The following is a 15,366-nucleotide window of genomic DNA, read 5'->3' as shown; positions in this document are numbered from 1 at the left end:
TCAGGCGCCTTCGGTCTTCGCCGTGTCCCGGGCGTTCGCGCGCTCGCGCTGCGGCACCACGGTGTACTTCGGGTCCTGCGCCGACCGCATCCCGGCATGGAAGATCCCGAACCGGGTGCACGCCGAGCCGGCCAGCAGCGCGGCGCCGCTGAGCGCCGCCGCGACACGGCTGCGCCCGCCGAGCAGCGCGCCGCCCGCCGCGCCCGCGACCGACAGGATCTCCGCCGCCCGCATGAGCCTGCCGCTTCTGCCCTGCCGGTAGGGCTCCGCGAGCATCCCGAGCCGGCGCTCCATCAGCTTCGACGCGGCCAGCTCGAGCCCGGCGCCGAGCACCGCGGCGCTGCGCATCGGCGCCGTCTCGGCGACCGGCGCGGCGAGCAGCGCCGCCCCGGACGCGGCGGCCGTGGCCGAGCCGACGAACACCAGCGGCATCTCCCGGTAGCCCTCGTGCCAGGCCGGCACCGCCGTGTCGGCGATCAGGACGGCGGTGTAGGTGGCGACCGCCGGCCCCAGCGCCGCGGCGCCCACCGTCGCGGCCCTGCCGAGCGGCTTGAACAGCCCCGCGACGTCCAGCACGGCGGCGGCGCCGGCCGCCGGGCCGTAGGCCACCAGCACCCACGAGCCGATGCTCATCGGCGAGGTCGGCTTCATCACCCGCAGCATGTTGAAGAACCGCGCGGGACGTCCGAGGTCGTGGATCAGCGCCGCCGCCGAGCCCGCGATGGCGGCCAGCGAGGAGATCTTCAGGGCCCGCGCGGCGACCGGGCGGCCGGTCAGTTCCGCGCCCGCCGCCAGCACCGACCCCGCCCCCGCCAGCCCGCCGAGGAACAGGTAGGCGGCCACGTCGGCGGCCTCCCAGACCGGCGCGTTCAGGACGGGCTTGCCGTAGTAGGAGGTGAACGTCGCCTCGGGCACCATCGCCCGCTCGCCGCGGCGCCTCCTGCGCCCGCCCTTGCCGGAGCCCTGCCCGATGAGGGCGTCCCGGCCCTCCCGCTGCCCCCGGACACCGTCCTTGGTGACGTCGGACGTGCTCATCGCCCGCCTCCCGGCCGGCCGTGGACGGCGAACAGCGCGGCGGCGCCCGCGGCGAGCGCCGCGGCGGCGACGCCGGCGCGCCTCCACATGGACGGCAGGTCCCGCGTGGTGACGACCGGGTCCGGTGGCAGCCCGTAGACCTCCGGCTCGTCGAGCAGCAGGAAGAACGCGCCGTCGCCGCCGACGCCGTCCCGCGGGTCGTGCCCGTACAGCCGCGCGTCCTCGACGCCCATGTCGTGCAGCCGGCCGACGCGTTCGGCGGCGCGTTCGCGCAGCTCGTCCAGCGGTCCGTACTGGATGGAGTCGGTGGGGCAGGCCTTGGCGCAGGCCGGTTCGAGGCCGTCGCCGATCCGGTCGTAGCACAGGGTGCACTTCCAGACGCGGCCGTCCTCCTCGCGCTGGTCGATGACCCCGTACGGGCAGGCGGGCACGCAGTACCCGCAGCCGTTGCAGACGTCCTCCTGGACGACGACCGTCCCGAACTCGGTGCGGAACAGCGAGCCGGTCGGGCACACGTCCAGGCAGGCGGCGTGCGTGCAGTGCTTGCACACGTCCGACGCCATCAGCCACCGGACGCCGGAGTCGGCGTCGCCGACCGGCTTGTCCTGCTCGATGAACGCGACGTGCCGCCAGGTGTCCGCCCCGAGCCCCTGGGTGTTGTCGTAGGACATCCCGGTGAACTCCAGGCCGTCCTCGGGGACGGCGTTCCACTCCTTGCAGGCGACCTCGCAGGCCTTGCAGCCGATGCAGACCGACGTGTCGGTGAAGAACCCCATGCGGGGCGGGGCGTCGGGATAGCCGGCGTCCTCGGCGACATCGGGCTCGGCCCCCGCCAGCAGGTTCCGTCCGACCAGCCCGCTCATGGGTCACCTCCGGCGCGTGGACAAGGCGATGCGTCCCTTCCCTCGGGGCGGCTCGCTACACCTGCGCGGCGCGGGTCGGGTGGGACGTACAGGTACGTTGACGACCTTTCGGGCGGCTGGATAGCGTCGGGTGATCGTCGAGGAGGCTGCGATGGCGGTGGAACCGCTCGGCTACGCCGGGCCGCTGGACCGCACGCTCGGCCTGGTGGTGACCGAGGCGTCCGACCGCGAGGTCGTCGCCGAGATCGAGGTGACCGCCAAGCTCATGCAGGCGTACGGGATCGTGCACGGCGGCGTGTACTGCGCGATCAACGAGACCGTCTGCAGCATGGGCGCGGCGCTCACCGTCGGGCTGGAGCACCGGGTCGTCGGGGTCAGCAACCACACGCGCTTCATCCGGGCCGTCCGAGAGGGGCGGCTGACCGCCCGCGCCCGCCCCGTCGACCGGGTCGGCGACCTCGTCACCTGGCAGGCGACGATCACCGACGGCGAGGGCCGGGTGGCCGCCGAGGGCACCGTCAACCTGCTCCGGCTCACCCCGCAGGGCGCACCGGCGCCCGCGAGCGGAGGGGCGGCGGAGTCATCGGCGGCCGGTTAGCCGGGGTCCGGCCGACCTGCGCCGGGTCGGTCTGGGCCGGGTCAGTCGGAGGCCATCGCCTTCCAGTGGCGGTCGGCGGCCGGCCGCCACGCGCCGTGCCGCTCGTGGAACAGCGCGAACGCCTGCGAGCCGCTCCAGTCGTCCGGCAGCAGCCGGGCGGGCAGCGCCGGATCGAGGAACGGGAACCGCCGCCATTCCTGGACGAGCCGGGCGTGCGCGGCGAACGTCCCCGGGTCGTCGGCGGGACGCAGCGCGCGGACCGCGTCGAGGAAGTCCTCGTAGGCCAGCTCGATCTCGTCCAGGTTCCACGCCTGCCGCGCCACCCGCCGCGCCTCGCCGAGGTCGCCGAGGCTCCCGGTGAACAGCGTCGAGGTGTCGGCGACGCCGATCTCCGCGAGCACCTCGCGCACCTCGGGCTCGCGCTCGGGGTGCGGGCTGACCCACACGCCGGGGGACAGATTGCCGAGGCCGTTCCAGGCCAGCCGGGTCCGCAGCAGGTGCCGCAGCTTCCGGTTCGTCTCCGGGATGGTGGCGAGGACCAGCAGCCACCGCCCGTCCCACTCGCCGCCGGGGCGGCCGAAGCCGTAGATGCGCCCGGTGCCGTCGGTGAGCAGCCGCCTCCCGGCCGGGGTGAGGTGCCAGGCGGTGCGCCGGCCGTGCCGCTCGCCGGACAGCCAGCCCTCGCTCGCGCTGCGGGCGAGGGCCTGCCGGACGGCCTTCTCCTCCACCCCGAGCAGCCCGAGCGCCTCCAGGAACGCGGCAGTCCACACCGGCTCGCCGGCGGGCAGGACGAACTCGCCGAGCACCGTCAGCAGCAGCGAGCGGGCGCTCGCCGCGCCGAGCTCGCGGCGGCGCCGGAACCGCGGGCCCGCCGCGCCGTCGCCGTCGCCGTCGGTCCGGTCCATCGGCTCTTCCTCCGCGGGCGACTGCATCCGGCCTCTCATCATTCCACATAACTATTGACTAGCGTTTTGTGAGTGTAGAACATATTTGGCACGGTTCACGGCGAAGGGGAGCCCCGATGACCGCAGACGCGGCGACCGGCCAGGCGCGGCCGGACACGTTCAACGCCTCCGATTATCTGCTGCGGTCCGCCCGGGATCCCGGGACCGCCGGACGGACGGCGCTCACCGGCCCCGGCGGCGACCTGAGCTACGCCGACCTCGACGCCCTCGCCGGGAACGTCGCCGCCGGGCTGGAGGCTTGGGGGCTGCGGCCCGAGGAGCGGGTCGTGCTGTTCATGGCCGACGGCCCGGCCATGGCCGGCGCGGTCCTCGGCGCGATGCGGCTCGGCGCCGTCCCCGTCCCGGTGTCCACGATGCTGACCGGCGGCGAGCTCGCCGCCCTGCTGGACGACGCGCGGGCCCGCGTCCTGATCGTCAGCGACCGGTTCGCCGGGCCCGCCGGCGAGGCCCTCGCGCTGGCCACGGGCGTCCGCCGCGTCGCCTTCGAGGGCGACGCGGCGCCGAGCGTCCCGGACGGCGTACGGCTGAACCCCTTCGCCGACCTGGTCGCGGAGGGCGCGGCGCGGGGCGGGCGGGTCCGCGAACCGTACGCGACCTCCGGCGACTCCAGCGCGCTGTGGCTCTACACCTCCGGGACGACCGGCAAGCCCAAGGGCGCGATGCACCGGCACGCCAACATCCGGCACGTCGTGGAGACCTACGGCCGGCAGGTCCTCGGCATCAGGCCGGACGACCGCTGCTACTCGGTCGCCAAGCTGTTCTTCGCCTACGGGATCGGCAACTCGCTGTTCTTCCCGCTCGCCGCCGGCGCCACGACGATCCTCGACCCGGACCGGCCGACCCCCGCGTCCGTCGCCGAGCGGCTGCGCGAGTACCGGCCGACGCTGTTCTTCGCCGTCCCCACCTTCTACGCCGCGCTGCTGAACGCGGACGTCCCGGCCGAGGCGTTCGCGTCGGTGCGGCTCGCGGTGTCGGCGGGCGAGCCGCTGCCCGCCGAGCTGTGCCGGCGCTTCACCGAGCGGTACGGCGTGGAGATCATCGACGGGATCGGCTCGACCGAGTGCCTGCACATCTTCCTGTCGAACCGGCCGGGGGAGGTGCGCCCCGGCACCACGGGCGTCGCCGTGCCGGGCTACGAGCTGCGCGTCGTCGACTCCGCCGGCGCGGACGTCGAACCCGGCACGCCCGGATCGCTGCTGGTGAAGGGCGAGTCGATCGCCACCGGCTACTGGTGCCGGACGGAGACGACCCGGCAGGTGTTCCAGGGCGAGTGGCTGCGCACCGGCGACACCTACGTCGTGGACGAGGACGGCTACTACACCTGTCTCGGCCGCACCGGCGACATGCTGAAGGCGGGCGGCATCTGGGTGTCGCCCGCGGAGGTGGAGGCCCGGCTGCTGGAGCATCCGGCGGTCGCGATGGTCGCGGTCGTCGGCCTCCCGGACGGCGACGGCCTGGACAAGCCGATCGCCTGCGTCGTCCTGGCCGAGGGCGCGAAGGCCGAGCCGGAGGAGCTGATCGACTTCTGCCGGGCGGGCCTGGCCGCGTTCAAGCGCCCCCGCGAGGTGCTGATCGTGGACGTGCTGCCGACGACCGCCAGCGGCAAGCTGCGCCGCTTCGCCGTCCGCGACCTGGCCGCCGCGCTGCTCGGCCGCGACTGACCCCACACCGCCGCCCCCGTGCCCGCCGTGCCCGGCGGCGGTTCGTGCCGGCCCAATATGCTACAAAGTCTTGACGTGATGACCGCATCTTGTGGAGCATGGAGCGCGGACAGAGTGGAGGAGCACCCCATGCACGTCGAGTTCCGGACGGATCCGGCCCGCTACCGGCACTGGAGGGTCGAGGTCGACGGTCCGGTCGCCACGCTGACGATGGACGTCGACGAACAGGGTGGCCTGGTCCCCGGCTACGAGCTGAAGCTCAACTCCTACGACCTCGGCGTGGACATCGAGCTGTACGACGCCGTCCAGCGGCTGCGGTTCGAGCACCCCGGCGTCCGCGCGGTCGTGGTGACCAGCGGCAAGGAGAAGATCTTCTGCGCGGGCGCCAACATCCGGATGCTGGCCGCGTCCGAGCACGCGTGGAAGGTGAACTTCTGCAAGTTCACCAACGAGACCCGCAACGGCATTGAGGACGCGACCGCGAACTCGGGCCAGACCTACCTCGCCGCCTGCAACGGCACCGCGTCCGGCGGCGGCTACGAGCTGGCGCTCGCCTGCGAGCACATCATGCTCGTGGACGACCGGTCGTCCACCGTCTCGCTGCCCGAGCTGCCGCTGCTCGGCGTGCTGCCCGGCACCGGCGGGCTGACCCGCGTCACCGACAAGCGGCACGTCCGCCGCGACCGCGCCGACTACTTCGCCACCAAGGCCGAAGGGCTCGGCGGCAGGAAGGCCGTCGCGTGGCGGCTGGTCGACGAGGCCGTCTCCCGCACCGTGTGGGACGCGACCGTCGCGGAACGCGCCGCCGAGCTGGCCGCCCGCTCGGACCGCCCGGCGGACGCCGCGGGCGTCGCGCTGACCCCGCTGGACAAGACCCGCACCGGCGACGAGATCGCCTACCGGCACGTGACGGCGAAGCTGGACCGCGACGCCGGCGCCGTCGAGATCACCGTCGACGGCCCGGCCGCCGACGCGCCCGAGGGCATCGCGGGCGTGCACGCCCAGGGCGCGGACTTCTGGACCCTCGCGATGACCCGCGAGCTGGACGACCTGATCCTCGACCTGCGCACCAACGAGCCGTCCCTCGGCACCTGGATCCTCCGCACCGCCGGCGACCCGCTGAAGGTCCTGGGCCACGACCGGCTGCTGCTCGACAACGCCTCCGACTGGCTCGCCAACGAGATCGTCCTCTACCTCAAGCGGACGCTGAAGCGCCTCGACGTCACCAGCCGCAGCCTCATCGCGCTCATCGAGCCCGGCAGCTGCTTCGCCGGCTCGCTGCTGGAGCTCGCGCTCGCCGCCGACCGCTCCTACCAGCTGGAGGGCGTGTTCGAGGACGTCGACGCCGACGCCGAGCCCGCCACGATCGCCGTCGACGCGATGAACCTCGGGCCCCTCCCGATGGGCAACGGCCTCACCCGCCTGCAGACCCGCTTCCTCGGCGACGACGAGGGCCTCGCCGCCGTCCGCGACGCCGCCGCGAAACCCCTCGACGCCGGCGACGCCGAGCGCCTCGGCCTGGTGACCTTCGCGCCCGACGACATCGACTGGGACGAGGAGGTCCGCATCGCCGTCGAGGAGCGCGCCGGATTCTCCCCCGACGCCCTCACCGGCCTGGAGGCCAACTACCGCTTCCCCGGCCCCGAGACCCTGGAGACCAAGATCTTCGGCCGGCTCACCGCCTGGCAGAACTGGATCTTCAACCGGCCGAACGCGTCCGGCCCGGACGGCGCGCTGCGCCGCTACGGCACCGGACGGCGCGCCGACTTCGACCGAAAGCGAGTCTGAGCATGCCCGTCTCCGCGGACTACTCCGAGAAGATCCCGAACAACGTCGACCTGCACGAGGACCGGCGCCTGCAGCGGGCCCTGGAGTCGTGGCAGCCGAACTTCCTGTCCTGGTGGGAGTCGATGGGCCCGACCCTGCCCACCCAGGACGTCTACCTGCGCACCGCCGTCAACGTCGGCCGCGAGGGCTGGGCGCACTTCGGGCACGTCGCGATGAAGGACTATCGCTGGGGCATCTTCCTCGCCGAACGCGACGGCGACCGCCGCATCGGCTTCGGCGCCCACAAGGGCGAGCCCGCCTGGCAGAAGGTCCCCGGCGAATACCGCGCCGAGCTGCAGCGGCTCATCGTCATCCAGGGCGACACCGAACCCGCGTCCGTCGAGCAGCAGCGCAACCTCGGCGCCACCGCGCCGAGCCTGTACGACCTGCGGAACCTGTTCCAGGTGAACGTCGAGGAAGGCCGCCACCTGTGGGCGATGGTCTACCTCCTGCACGCCTTCTTCGGACGCGAGGGCCGCGAGGAGGCCGAGGAACTGCTGCACCGCAACTCCGGCAGCGACGAGTCGCCGCGCATCCTCGGCGCCTTCAACGAGGAGACGCCCGACTGGCTCTCCTTCTACATGTTCACCTACTTCACCGACCGGGACGGCAAGTACCAGCTCGGCACGCTGAAGGAGTCGGGCTTCGACCCGCTGTCGCGCACCTGCGAGTTCATGCTCAAGGAAGAGGCCCACCACATGATGGTGGGCACCACCGGCGTCGACCGCGTCGTCGAGCGCACCGCGCAGCTCATGGTCGAGCACGACACCGACGACATCGCCGCGTACGGCGCGATCCCGCTGGACGTCGTCCAGAAGTACCTGAACTTCCACTACTCGGTGTCGCTCGACCTGTTCGGCTCCGAGACGTCCAGCAACGTCGCCAACTACTACACCGCCGGGCTCAAGGGACGCTGGATGGAGGGCCGCCGCAAGGACGACCACCGGCTCACCGACGACTCCATCATGGTGGACGCGCTGGTCGACGGCGCGATCGGTCAGACCGAGGTCGCGGCCCTCGTCGGCCTCAACACCGACCTGCGCCGCGAGTACGTCTCCGACTGCCAGAGCGGCGTCAACCGCTGGAACCGCATCCTCGCCGACGCGGGCCTCCCGCAGCGCCTCTACCTGCCGAGCGTCGCGTTCAACCGCAAGGTCGGCGCGTTCGCCGGCATCGAGGCCACCCCGCAGGGCGAGCGGCTCACCGCCGAGGAGTGGGAGGCCCGCAAGGACGCCTGGCTGCCGACCGAGGTCGACAAGACCCACGTCCGCTCCCTGATGCGGCCCGTCCACGAGCGCGGCAAGATCGCCTCCTGGATCGCCCCGCCCCGCAACGGCATCAACGGCAAGCCCTTCGACTACGACTACGTCCACCTCGCCTAGCGGAGGTGGACGCGGATCGGGAGGGACTTCCAGGCGCGGAGTGTGTTGTTGTGGTGGCGGACGGGTGTCGCGGCGAGCTCGATGCGGTCCGCGCGGCGGGCCAGTGCCGTCAGGAGGGCCTCGGACTCCAGGCGGGCCACGTGCTGGCCGACGCACTGGTGCAGGCCCATGCCGAAGCCGACGTGCCCGGACGGGTCGCGCGACAGGTCGAACGCGTCCGGGTCGTCCCAGCGGCGCGGGTCGCGGTTGGCGGCGCCGAGGAACATGAGGACCTTGCGGCCGTCCGGGATCACCGTGCCGCCGATCTCCTGGTCGCCCACGGCCGTCCGGAAGAACGTCTGGACGGGCGACTGCCACCGGACGGCCTCGTCGAACGCGGTGCGGGCCAGGTGCGGTTCGTCGCGGAGGCGCCGCCACTGGCCGGGGTTCATCGCGAAGGCGTAGAGGACGGCGGCGAGGCCGTGGACGGTCGTGTCGACGCCCGCCGACAGCAGCGACCGCACGACCAGCGGGGCCTGCTCGGGCGTGATGTCGCCCCGGTCGGCCGCCGCCCAGATCTGCGCGCCGAACCCGTCGGGTGACAGCCGGTCGCGCGCGCACTGGGCGTTCACCCAGCCCGACACCTCGGGCATACGCGGTTGACCCTTCCGGACGAGGTCGTTCTCCGGGCCGAACGCGTTGAACAGGTGGTCGCCGTAGGGGAGGAGGTTCTCGCGCCCGTCGCGGCCGAGGCCGACGGCGTCGGGGAAGACGCGGAGCGGGAACGCCTCCGCCAGGCGCGGCACGGCGTCGAACTCGCTGCCGGACAGGACCTCGTCGAGGAGCCGTTCGGCGTCGGCGAACCAGCTTTCGCGCAGGCGCCGAAGCGCGCGCGGGCCGAGGACCTTGGCGAGGACGGCGCGCGGCGCGTCGTGACGCGGCGGGTCGGCCTCCAGCAGCAGGCTCGGCGGCCGCCACGGCTTCTCGTGCCGGAAGTTGCTGAGCCCGACGCCGGCGGCGGACTGGAGGCCCTGCCAGTCCGTCAGTGCGGCGCGCACGTGCTCGTAGCGGGCCAGCGCGAACACGTCGTACCTGGTCAGATAGGTGACGGGAGCGGCCTCCCGGAGCCGCTCGTGCAGCGGCAGCGGGTCTTCGAGGTGCTCGTGCCCGAACGGGTCGGCGTCGATCGCGGGCGGAGCCTGCACGGTGCTCATGGCGTTTCCTTTCACAGGTCCAGGACGAGGCGTTCGGTGCGCGACCGGGACACGCACACGAACATGCAGTCGCCGGCCTCCCGCTCGTCGTCGTCGAGGATCGAGTCGCGGTGGTCGGGCACGCCGCCGAGGACGGCGGTCTCGCACGTCCCGCACAGCCCCTGCCGGCAGGACGACAGCACGCTCGCCCCGGCGGCGCAGGCGGCGTCCAGCACCGACAGGCCCGGCGGAACCGCGACCGTCACCCCGCTGCGCCGCAGCTCCAGCTCGAACGGCTCGTCGCGGACGGCGCCGCTCTCGCGCGCGACGAACCGCTCGGTGCGCAGCAGCCCGCGCCGCCAGCCCGCGCAGCGCTCCTCCACGGCCTCCAGGAGCGGCGCCGGGCCGCAGCAGTAGACCTTGGTGGACGGGTCCTCACCGGGCAGCCACGCGGCCAGGTCGAGGAGGCCCTGCTCGTCCTGCGGGACGACGGTCACCCGGTCGCCGTAGGGTTCCAGCTCGTCCAGGAACGCCATCGACGCCCGCGACCGGCCGCCGTAGAGCAGCCGCCAGTCCGCGCCGAGCATCTCCGCCTGCCGCACCATCGGCAGCAGCGGCGTGATCCCGATCCCGCCCGCGATGAACAGGTACCGGTCCGACGGGACGAGCCGGAAGTTGTTGCGCGGCCCGCCGATCCCGACCGGGTCGCCGACGCCGAGCTCGTCGTGGACGAACGCCGACCCGCCGCGCCCGCCGGGCTCCCGGAGCACCCCGACCCGGTACGTCCGCGCGTCCCAGCGGTCGCCGCAGAGCGAGTACTGCCTGGTCAGTCCGTTCGGTAGGACGAGGTCGACGTGCGCGCCGGGCGCCCAGTCCGGCAGCCGGCCGCCGCCCGGACGGGCGAGCGTCAGCGTCACGACGCCGTCGGCCGCCCGGTCCTTGGCGGCGACGCGGAGTTCGATGGCCGTGTCCGCCATGGGGCCTCCTCAAGGTCCGGGTACGGCCTCGAGAATCGCCTCCGGCGCGGCGCCCCGGCCACGGCCTTCTCATCTGATGAGAGACGAATGCGGCGCCGCTCACGGCACGCCGGCGCCCATGGCCCGCGAGATGCCCCGCGCCGCCGCCTTCAGCGCGGGGACCTGCGCCCGCGCGCCCGCGTCGTTGGGCACGACGACCGACAGCGCCGCGATCACCCCGCCGCCGGGGCCGCGGACGGGCACCGCGATGCCGGTCGCGCGCTCGTCGATGTAGCCGGGGCACAGCGCCGCGCCGCCGCGGCGCACGTCGGCGAGCAGCGCGCGCAGCCGGCGCGGGTCCACCACGGTGTTCGGCGTGAAGGCGGCGAGCTCGCCGGCCAGCACGTCCTCCTGGAGATCGGCCGGGGCGTGCGCGAGCAGCACCAGGCCGCTGGACGAGGCGTGCAGCGGCAGCCGTCCCGCGATCCGGGTCAGGTTGATCACCGCGTTCGGCATCGACAGCCGCTCCACGAACAGCACCTCCCGGCCGTCGAGGACGCCGAGCTGGGTGTGGTGGCCGATCACCGCGTGCAGGTCTTCCATGAACGGCATCGCGGCCTCGCGGAGCCCGAGCGTCGGCGCGGCCCGCGACGCCAGCTCCCACATCCGCAGCCCGACCCGGACGCGGCGCCGCTCGTCGCGGGCCAGCAGGCCGTGCCGCACCAGCTCGTCGACCAGCCGCGACGCCGTCGCCACGTGCAGCCCGGTGCGCCGCGCGATGTCCGACACCGACAGCGCCGGATGGTCGGGATCGAACGCCTCGAAGATCCGGACCGCCCTGGTCAGGACGGAATCACGCGCCATCCTGCCATTCTGCCCGCACGCGGACGGTCAGGTCGCGGTCGGCGCGGAGGCCGCCGGGAAGAGCCGCAGCCACGCGGTGCCGGCGCCGCCGTCCCTGGCCCCGCGCACCTCGACGGGCTCGAAGCCCGGCGCGGTCCCGCCCGCGGCGCGGTGCACGAGCGGCGAGACGATCAGCCCGAGCACGGCCGCGCCCGGCGCCAGCCGCCGCCGCAGCACGTCCGCGTCCAGCAGCCGGGCCGCGCGGCCCAGCACCGCCCCGGTGATCCCGCCGGGGCCGGCGTGCACCGGGCCGGTGTCCACCGCGACCCGCACCTGGAACCGCAGGGGCTCGCGCGCCCCGCCGTCGTGCCGGGCGATGCGGTCGGCGAGCGTCCTGGCCAGCGGGCCCGCGGGCGCGGCGGCGGGGACGCCCGGCGGGATGACGAGCAGCACGCCGTCCCCGCGGTCCTCGTGATGGCACGCCGCCCACGGGATCCCGGCGGCGGCGAACGCGTCCTCCAGCGCCCGGAACAGCACCCGGCGGATGGCCGCGCGGTCCGACTCCGTCCGCTCCGGCGAGCCGAACCCGACCACGTCGGCGAACATCACGGTGCAGTCCTGGCCGGTCAGGAAGGGGGCGCCGGACGGGGAGCGCGGGGGAGCGGCGGCGGCCGTGAGGCGTTCCAGCCGGTCCGGGGCGAGGACGTCGATCGTCGCGGACCCGGCGCGGACGAGGCCCTCGCCGTCCCAGCGGGCGAGCACGCTGTCGACGGCCGCCGGGGACGACGACGTCCAGCCGGCCAGTTCGCCGCCCGTCACGGGGAGCGTGCGGCCCCGCGCCCGCGACAGCGTGGTGAACAGCGCGGCCAGCCGCCGCTGGGTGTCGGCCAGCTCCGCGCTCGTCGAGCGGCCGGTCTCCTCGACGGCGCGGTCGTGCGCCTGCTTCTCCAGGACGGACTGCACGCCCGGGCGGCTCTCCACGAGCGGCCGGAAGTCCTCCGCGGCGACGACGAGCGCGTGCACCGTGTCCAGCGCGATGACCGTGGCGGACCAGGTGTCGTCGGCGAACAGTGCCCGCTCGCCGACGAGGTCGCCGGGGCCGCGGACGGCGACGATCCGCTCCTCGCCCGCCCGGTCGACGCGGATTTTCGTCCAGCCGGAGCGGATGACGACGACGTAGTCGGCCGTGTGCCCCTGCCGCAGGATCGGCGTGCCCGGGCCGTAGGTGCGCGGCCGGGCCGCGGCGCGGACGGCGCGCCGGTCGTCGGGGGCGAGAGCGTGCCAGAAGCTCTCCCGCCGCTCGGCGGCCCCGGCGTCGCGGTCCCGCGTCCGGGCGGCCGCCGCGGCGCGCGCCCGCGCGAACTCCAGCAGCGGCGCGGCGAACAGGGCCAGCACCGCGAACGTGAGCACGGCGACCACCCCGGCGGCGAGCGTGCCGGTCGCCGCGGCGGCCCACGCGGTGCAGACCGCGCCGAGGACGCCGACCACCACCAGACCCCACCCGAGCGCGCGGCCGGCGGCCGGTCCGCCCGCGTCGGCGGGCGCGGGCCGCGGTCCCGCCGCGGCGAGGGCCGGCGAGGCGTCGGCGAACGCCTCCAGCAGCCGGCGGGCGGGCCCGCGCTCGGCGGCGGACGCCCCGGCGGTGCGGGCGGCGGGCGGGGGCGCGTCGGAGAAGGCCTCCAGCAGCCGCCACCAGGCGCGGTCAGGACTCGGCATTGCGTCCCCCAGTCAGTCCGGCCCGGTCAGGCCCGTCGTCCTCGTGCTCGTCCTCGTGCTCGTCCTCGTGGCCGTCTTCCTCGCCGGCGCGCTCGGGCGGGAAGGCCAGCAGCGCGTACCTGCCGAGCTTGGCGAGGACCGCCGGGGCGCCCGCGCCGAGCGCGAACGCCGCCCACGGCGCGTCGATCATGTCGCTGGCGGCCGCGGCGGAGGTCACCATCGCGGCGAGCATGCAGTGCAGCGCGCAGGCGAACAGGTAGTACCCGCCGCCCGGCCCGCGCGGGTACTTCCACGGCGGCCGGGCGACGCGCCGGTTCGCCTCCAGGAAGGCCAGCGTGCGGTTCGCCACGGCTCCCATGAGTCCCCACAGGACGAACTGCCACATGCCCCGACGCTAGGCGTCCGCGCGCGGACGGTCTGTGACGCGTCGTACGAACCGCGGACTCCGTCCGGAGGCGGGGCTCGGCGTGCGGGGCGGGGGCTCAGCGTGCGAGGTGGCGGGAGATGACGAGCCGCTGGATCTGGTTGGTGCCCTCGAAGATCTGCATGACCTTCGCCTCGCGCATGAAGCGCTCCACCGGGAAGTCGCGGGTGTAGCCGGCCCCGCCGAGGACCTGGACGGCGTCGGTGGTCGTCCTCATCGCGTTGTCGGTGGCGACCAGCTTGGCGATGGACGCCTCGCGGCCGTAGGGGCGGCCGGCGTCCTTCAGCCGGGCGGCCGACAGGTAGGTGGCGCGGGCCGACTCGACGGCGGCGGCCATGTCGGCGAGGACGAATGCCAGCCCCTGGTGGTCGATGATCGGCTTGCCGAACGCCTCGCGCTGCTTGGCGTAGCCGACGGCGTGGTCGAGGGCGCCCTGGGCGAGGCCGGTGGCGACGGCGGCGATGCCGAGGCGGCCCGCGTCCAGCCCGGCGAGCGCGATGGACAGCCCCTGGCCCTCGGCGCCGATCAGGTTCTCCGCCGGGATCCGCGCGTCCACCAGCCGGACGGTCGCGGTGGTGGAGCCCATCAGGCCCATCTTGTCCTCGGGCTGGTCGAACTCCAGGCCGGGCGTGTCCGCCGGGACGTGGAAGCAGGAGATGCCGCGCGAGCCCTCGTCGGACGTGCGGGCCATGACGGTGTAGAAGTCGGCCTTGCCGCCGTGGGTCGTCCACGCCTTGGCGCCGTTGAGGACGTAGGAGCCGCCGTCCCGGACGGCCCTCGCGCGCATCGCGGCGGGGTCGGAGCCGGCGTGCGCCTCCGACAGGCAGTACGCGCCGAGACGCTCGCCCGACAGCATGCCGGGCAGCCAGCGCGCGCGCTGCTCGTCGCTGCCGAACGCGAACAGCGGGAAGCAGGACAGCGCGTGCACGCTGACGCCGACCCCGACGCTCGCCCACACCGCGCCGATCTCCTCCAGGACCTGCAGGTAGATCTCGTACGGCTGGTCGCCGCCGCCGAACTCCTCGGGGTAGGGGAGCGTCAGCAGGCCCGCCCGGCCGAGCGTGGTGAAGACCTCGCGCGGGAAGGTGCCGGTGCGCTCGGCGTCCGCGACGCGGGGCGCCAGCTCCTTGGCGGCGATCTCGCGGGCGAGCGCGAGCAGGTCCTCGGACTCGGATGTGGGCAGGTGCCTGGTGGCGGGCATGCGCGACTCCTTTCGCCACCTGCACGGTACCAGAACCAGTACCAGAGAACCCTTTTTGGTACTGTCGCGAGATGACGGAGACCCGGGCCGGGCGGCGCCGCGCGGAACTGATCGAGCGGCTCATCGAGGTGTTCCTCGACCGCGGGTTCGCCGAGCTGAGCGTCGCCGAGCTGGCGGCCCTCCTGCGCTGCTCCAAGAGCACCCTGTACGCCGTCGCGGCCAGCCGCGAGCAGATCATCGTGACGGTGGTCCGCGCGTTCTTCCGCCGCGCGACCGAGCGCGTCGAGGCGGTCGTGGACGCGGGCGCCGGGCCGCGCGAGCGGGTCGGCGCCTACCTGCGCGCCATCTCCGCCGAGCTGGCGCCCGCCTCGCCCGCCTTCTTCGCCGACCTGGACGCGTTCCCGCCCGCCCGCGAGATCTACAAGCGCAACACCCAGATCGCCGCGCGGCGCGTGCAGGAGCTCGTCCGCGAGGCCGTGCCCGGCGCGCCCGGCGCCGACGCCGCGTTCGCCGGCGCCGTCGCCGGCCAGGTGATGGAGTCGATCCACCGCGGCGAGATCAAGGCGCAGACGGGCCTGGACGACTCGGCCGCCTACGCCGCGCTCGCCTCCCTCATCGTCGCCCGCACGACCGCCTGATCACACCCGGCCGCACCGTCCGACCGCACCGTCCGACCGCACCGTCCGACCGCACCGTCCGACCGCACCGTCCGACCGCACCGTC

14 protein-coding genes are annotated in these 15,366 nt (G+C 74.4%); 5 read left to right on the top strand and 9 right to left on the bottom strand.

Annotated features, from left to right (window positions below; all coding sequences use genetic code 11):
• Positions 1-1,035: an NrfD/PsrC family molybdoenzyme membrane anchor subunit gene (nrfD, locus tag F8568_RS15230; protein WP_151594196.1), complete on the bottom strand. Its 1,035-nt coding sequence runs from the start codon at positions 1,033-1,035 to the stop codon at positions 1-3.
• Positions 1,032-1,811 (bottom strand): 4Fe-4S dicluster domain-containing protein, encoded by a 780-nt coding sequence (locus F8568_RS15225; protein ID WP_236008785.1) that lies wholly within the window; start codon positions 1,809-1,811, stop codon positions 1,032-1,034. The genes nrfD and F8568_RS15225 overlap by 4 nt, the downstream gene beginning before the upstream one ends.
• Before the next feature lie 238 nt (positions 1,812-2,049).
• Here F8568_RS15225 and F8568_RS15220 point away from each other — a divergent pair, with 238 nt between their 5' ends.
• The gene (locus tag F8568_RS15220; protein ID WP_151594194.1) at positions 2,050-2,496 is read left to right on the top strand and encodes a PaaI family thioesterase; all 447 of its coding nucleotides are present in this window, start codon (positions 2,050-2,052) and stop codon (positions 2,494-2,496) included.
• A 41-nt stretch (positions 2,497-2,537) separates the two neighbouring features.
• On the opposite strand, the gene F8568_RS15215 is transcribed toward F8568_RS15220, so the two are convergent.
• Positions 2,538-3,401, bottom strand: coding sequence for a PaaX family transcriptional regulator (locus F8568_RS15215; protein WP_151594193.1), 864 nt, complete (start codon positions 3,399-3,401; stop codon positions 2,538-2,540).
• Positions 3,402-3,517: 116 nt separating this feature from the next.
• Between F8568_RS15215 and F8568_RS15210 the strand changes: the two genes are divergently transcribed.
• The 3 genes from F8568_RS15210 to boxB all read left to right on the top strand — a co-directional run bounded on the left by F8568_RS15210 (position 3,518) and on the right by boxB (position 8,331).
• The gene (locus tag F8568_RS15210; RefSeq protein ID WP_151594192.1) at positions 3,518-5,122 is read left to right on the top strand and encodes a benzoate-CoA ligase family protein; all 1,605 of its coding nucleotides are present in this window, start codon (positions 3,518-3,520) and stop codon (positions 5,120-5,122) included.
• Between the two features lie 129 nt (positions 5,123-5,251).
• Positions 5,252-6,910: a 2,3-epoxybenzoyl-CoA dihydrolase gene (gene boxC / locus F8568_RS15205; protein WP_151594191.1), complete on the top strand. Its 1,659-nt coding sequence runs from the start codon at positions 5,252-5,254 to the stop codon at positions 6,908-6,910.
• A 2-nt stretch (positions 6,911-6,912) separates the two neighbouring features.
• Positions 6,913-8,331, top strand: a complete 1,419-nt coding sequence (boxB, locus tag F8568_RS15200) for a benzoyl-CoA 2,3-epoxidase subunit BoxB (protein ID WP_151594190.1) — start codon at positions 6,913-6,915, stop codon at positions 8,329-8,331.
• Here boxB and F8568_RS15195 read toward each other — a convergent pair.
• The 6 genes from F8568_RS15195 to F8568_RS15170 all read right to left on the bottom strand — a co-directional run bounded on the left by F8568_RS15195 (position 8,328) and on the right by F8568_RS15170 (position 14,643).
• Positions 8,328-9,524, bottom strand: coding sequence for a cytochrome P450 (locus tag F8568_RS15195; RefSeq protein WP_151594189.1), 1,197 nt, complete (start codon positions 9,522-9,524; stop codon positions 8,328-8,330). The two genes, boxB and F8568_RS15195, sit on opposite strands and share 4 nt — an antisense overlap.
• Before the next feature lie 11 nt (positions 9,525-9,535).
• Complete coding sequence (locus tag F8568_RS15190; protein ID WP_151594188.1) at positions 9,536-10,480, bottom strand: PDR/VanB family oxidoreductase; 945 nt, start codon at positions 10,478-10,480, stop codon at positions 9,536-9,538.
• A 99-nt stretch (positions 10,481-10,579) separates the two neighbouring features.
• The gene (locus F8568_RS15185; protein ID WP_151594187.1) at positions 10,580-11,323 is read right to left on the bottom strand and encodes an IclR family transcriptional regulator; all 744 of its coding nucleotides are present in this window, start codon (positions 11,321-11,323) and stop codon (positions 10,580-10,582) included.
• 27 nt (positions 11,324-11,350) lie between these two features.
• Complete coding sequence (locus F8568_RS15180) at positions 11,351-13,018, bottom strand: cyclic nucleotide-binding domain-containing protein (protein ID WP_151594186.1); 1,668 nt, start codon at positions 13,016-13,018, stop codon at positions 11,351-11,353.
• A complete protein-coding gene (locus tag F8568_RS15175) occupies positions 13,005-13,403 on the bottom strand; it encodes a hypothetical protein (protein ID WP_151594185.1) in 399 nt (132 codons plus the stop codon). The genes F8568_RS15180 and F8568_RS15175 overlap by 14 nt, the downstream gene beginning before the upstream one ends.
• A 97-nt stretch (positions 13,404-13,500) precedes the next feature.
• The gene (locus tag F8568_RS15170; protein ID WP_151594184.1) at positions 13,501-14,643 is read right to left on the bottom strand and encodes an acyl-CoA dehydrogenase family protein; all 1,143 of its coding nucleotides are present in this window, start codon (positions 14,641-14,643) and stop codon (positions 13,501-13,503) included.
• A gap of 71 nt (positions 14,644-14,714) precedes the next feature.
• Here F8568_RS15170 and F8568_RS15165 point away from each other — a divergent pair, with 71 nt between their 5' ends.
• Entirely contained in the window at positions 14,715-15,281 is a 567-nt protein-coding gene (locus tag F8568_RS15165) for a TetR/AcrR family transcriptional regulator (protein WP_151594183.1), read from the top strand.
• The last annotated feature ends 85 nt before the right edge of the window (positions 15,282-15,366 follow it).

Source organism: Actinomadura physcomitrii, from assembly GCF_008923205.2.
GTDB classification, from domain to species: Bacteria; Actinomycetota; Actinomycetes; order Streptosporangiales; family Streptosporangiaceae; genus Spirillospora; species Spirillospora physcomitrii.
The sequence above is the reverse complement of the archived record's forward strand: the minus strand, read 5'-3'. Positions and strand labels throughout refer to the sequence as shown.

Excerpts from the sequence above, each read along its gene's own strand:
- F8568_RS15190 (WP_151594188.1), bottom strand. The coding sequence starts at position 10,480 with ATGGCGGACACGGCCATCGAACTCCGCGTCGCCGCCAAGGACCGGGCG.
- boxB (WP_151594190.1), top strand. The coding sequence starts at position 6,913 with ATGCCCGTCTCCGCGGACTACTCCGAGAAGATCCCGAACAACGTCGAC.
- F8568_RS15210 (WP_151594192.1), top strand. The coding sequence starts at position 3,518 with ATGACCGCAGACGCGGCGACCGGCCAGGCGCGGCCGGACACGTTCAAC.
- F8568_RS15170 (WP_151594184.1), bottom strand. The coding sequence starts at position 14,643 with ATGCCCGCCACCAGGCACCTGCCCACATCCGAGTCCGAGGACCTGCTC.
- F8568_RS15180 (WP_151594186.1), bottom strand. The coding sequence starts at position 13,018 with ATGCCGAGTCCTGACCGCGCCTGGTGGCGGCTGCTGGAGGCCTTCTCC.
- nrfD (WP_151594196.1), bottom strand. The coding sequence starts at position 1,035 with ATGAGCACGTCCGACGTCACCAAGGACGGTGTCCGGGGGCAGCGGGAG.
- boxC (WP_151594191.1), top strand. The coding sequence starts at position 5,252 with ATGCACGTCGAGTTCCGGACGGATCCGGCCCGCTACCGGCACTGGAGG.
- F8568_RS15220 (WP_151594194.1), top strand. The coding sequence starts at position 2,050 with ATGGCGGTGGAACCGCTCGGCTACGCCGGGCCGCTGGACCGCACGCTC.
- F8568_RS15225 (WP_236008785.1), bottom strand. The coding sequence starts at position 1,811 with ATGGGGTTCTTCACCGACACGTCGGTCTGCATCGGCTGCAAGGCCTGC.
- F8568_RS15215 (WP_151594193.1), bottom strand. The coding sequence starts at position 3,401 with ATGGACCGGACCGACGGCGACGGCGACGGCGCGGCGGGCCCGCGGTTC.
- F8568_RS15175 (WP_151594185.1), bottom strand. The coding sequence starts at position 13,403 with ATGTGGCAGTTCGTCCTGTGGGGACTCATGGGAGCCGTGGCGAACCGC.
- F8568_RS15195 (WP_151594189.1), bottom strand. The coding sequence starts at position 9,524 with ATGAGCACCGTGCAGGCTCCGCCCGCGATCGACGCCGACCCGTTCGGG.
- F8568_RS15185 (WP_151594187.1), bottom strand. The coding sequence starts at position 11,323 with ATGGCGCGTGATTCCGTCCTGACCAGGGCGGTCCGGATCTTCGAGGCG.
- F8568_RS15165 (WP_151594183.1), top strand. The coding sequence starts at position 14,715 with ATGACGGAGACCCGGGCCGGGCGGCGCCGCGCGGAACTGATCGAGCGG.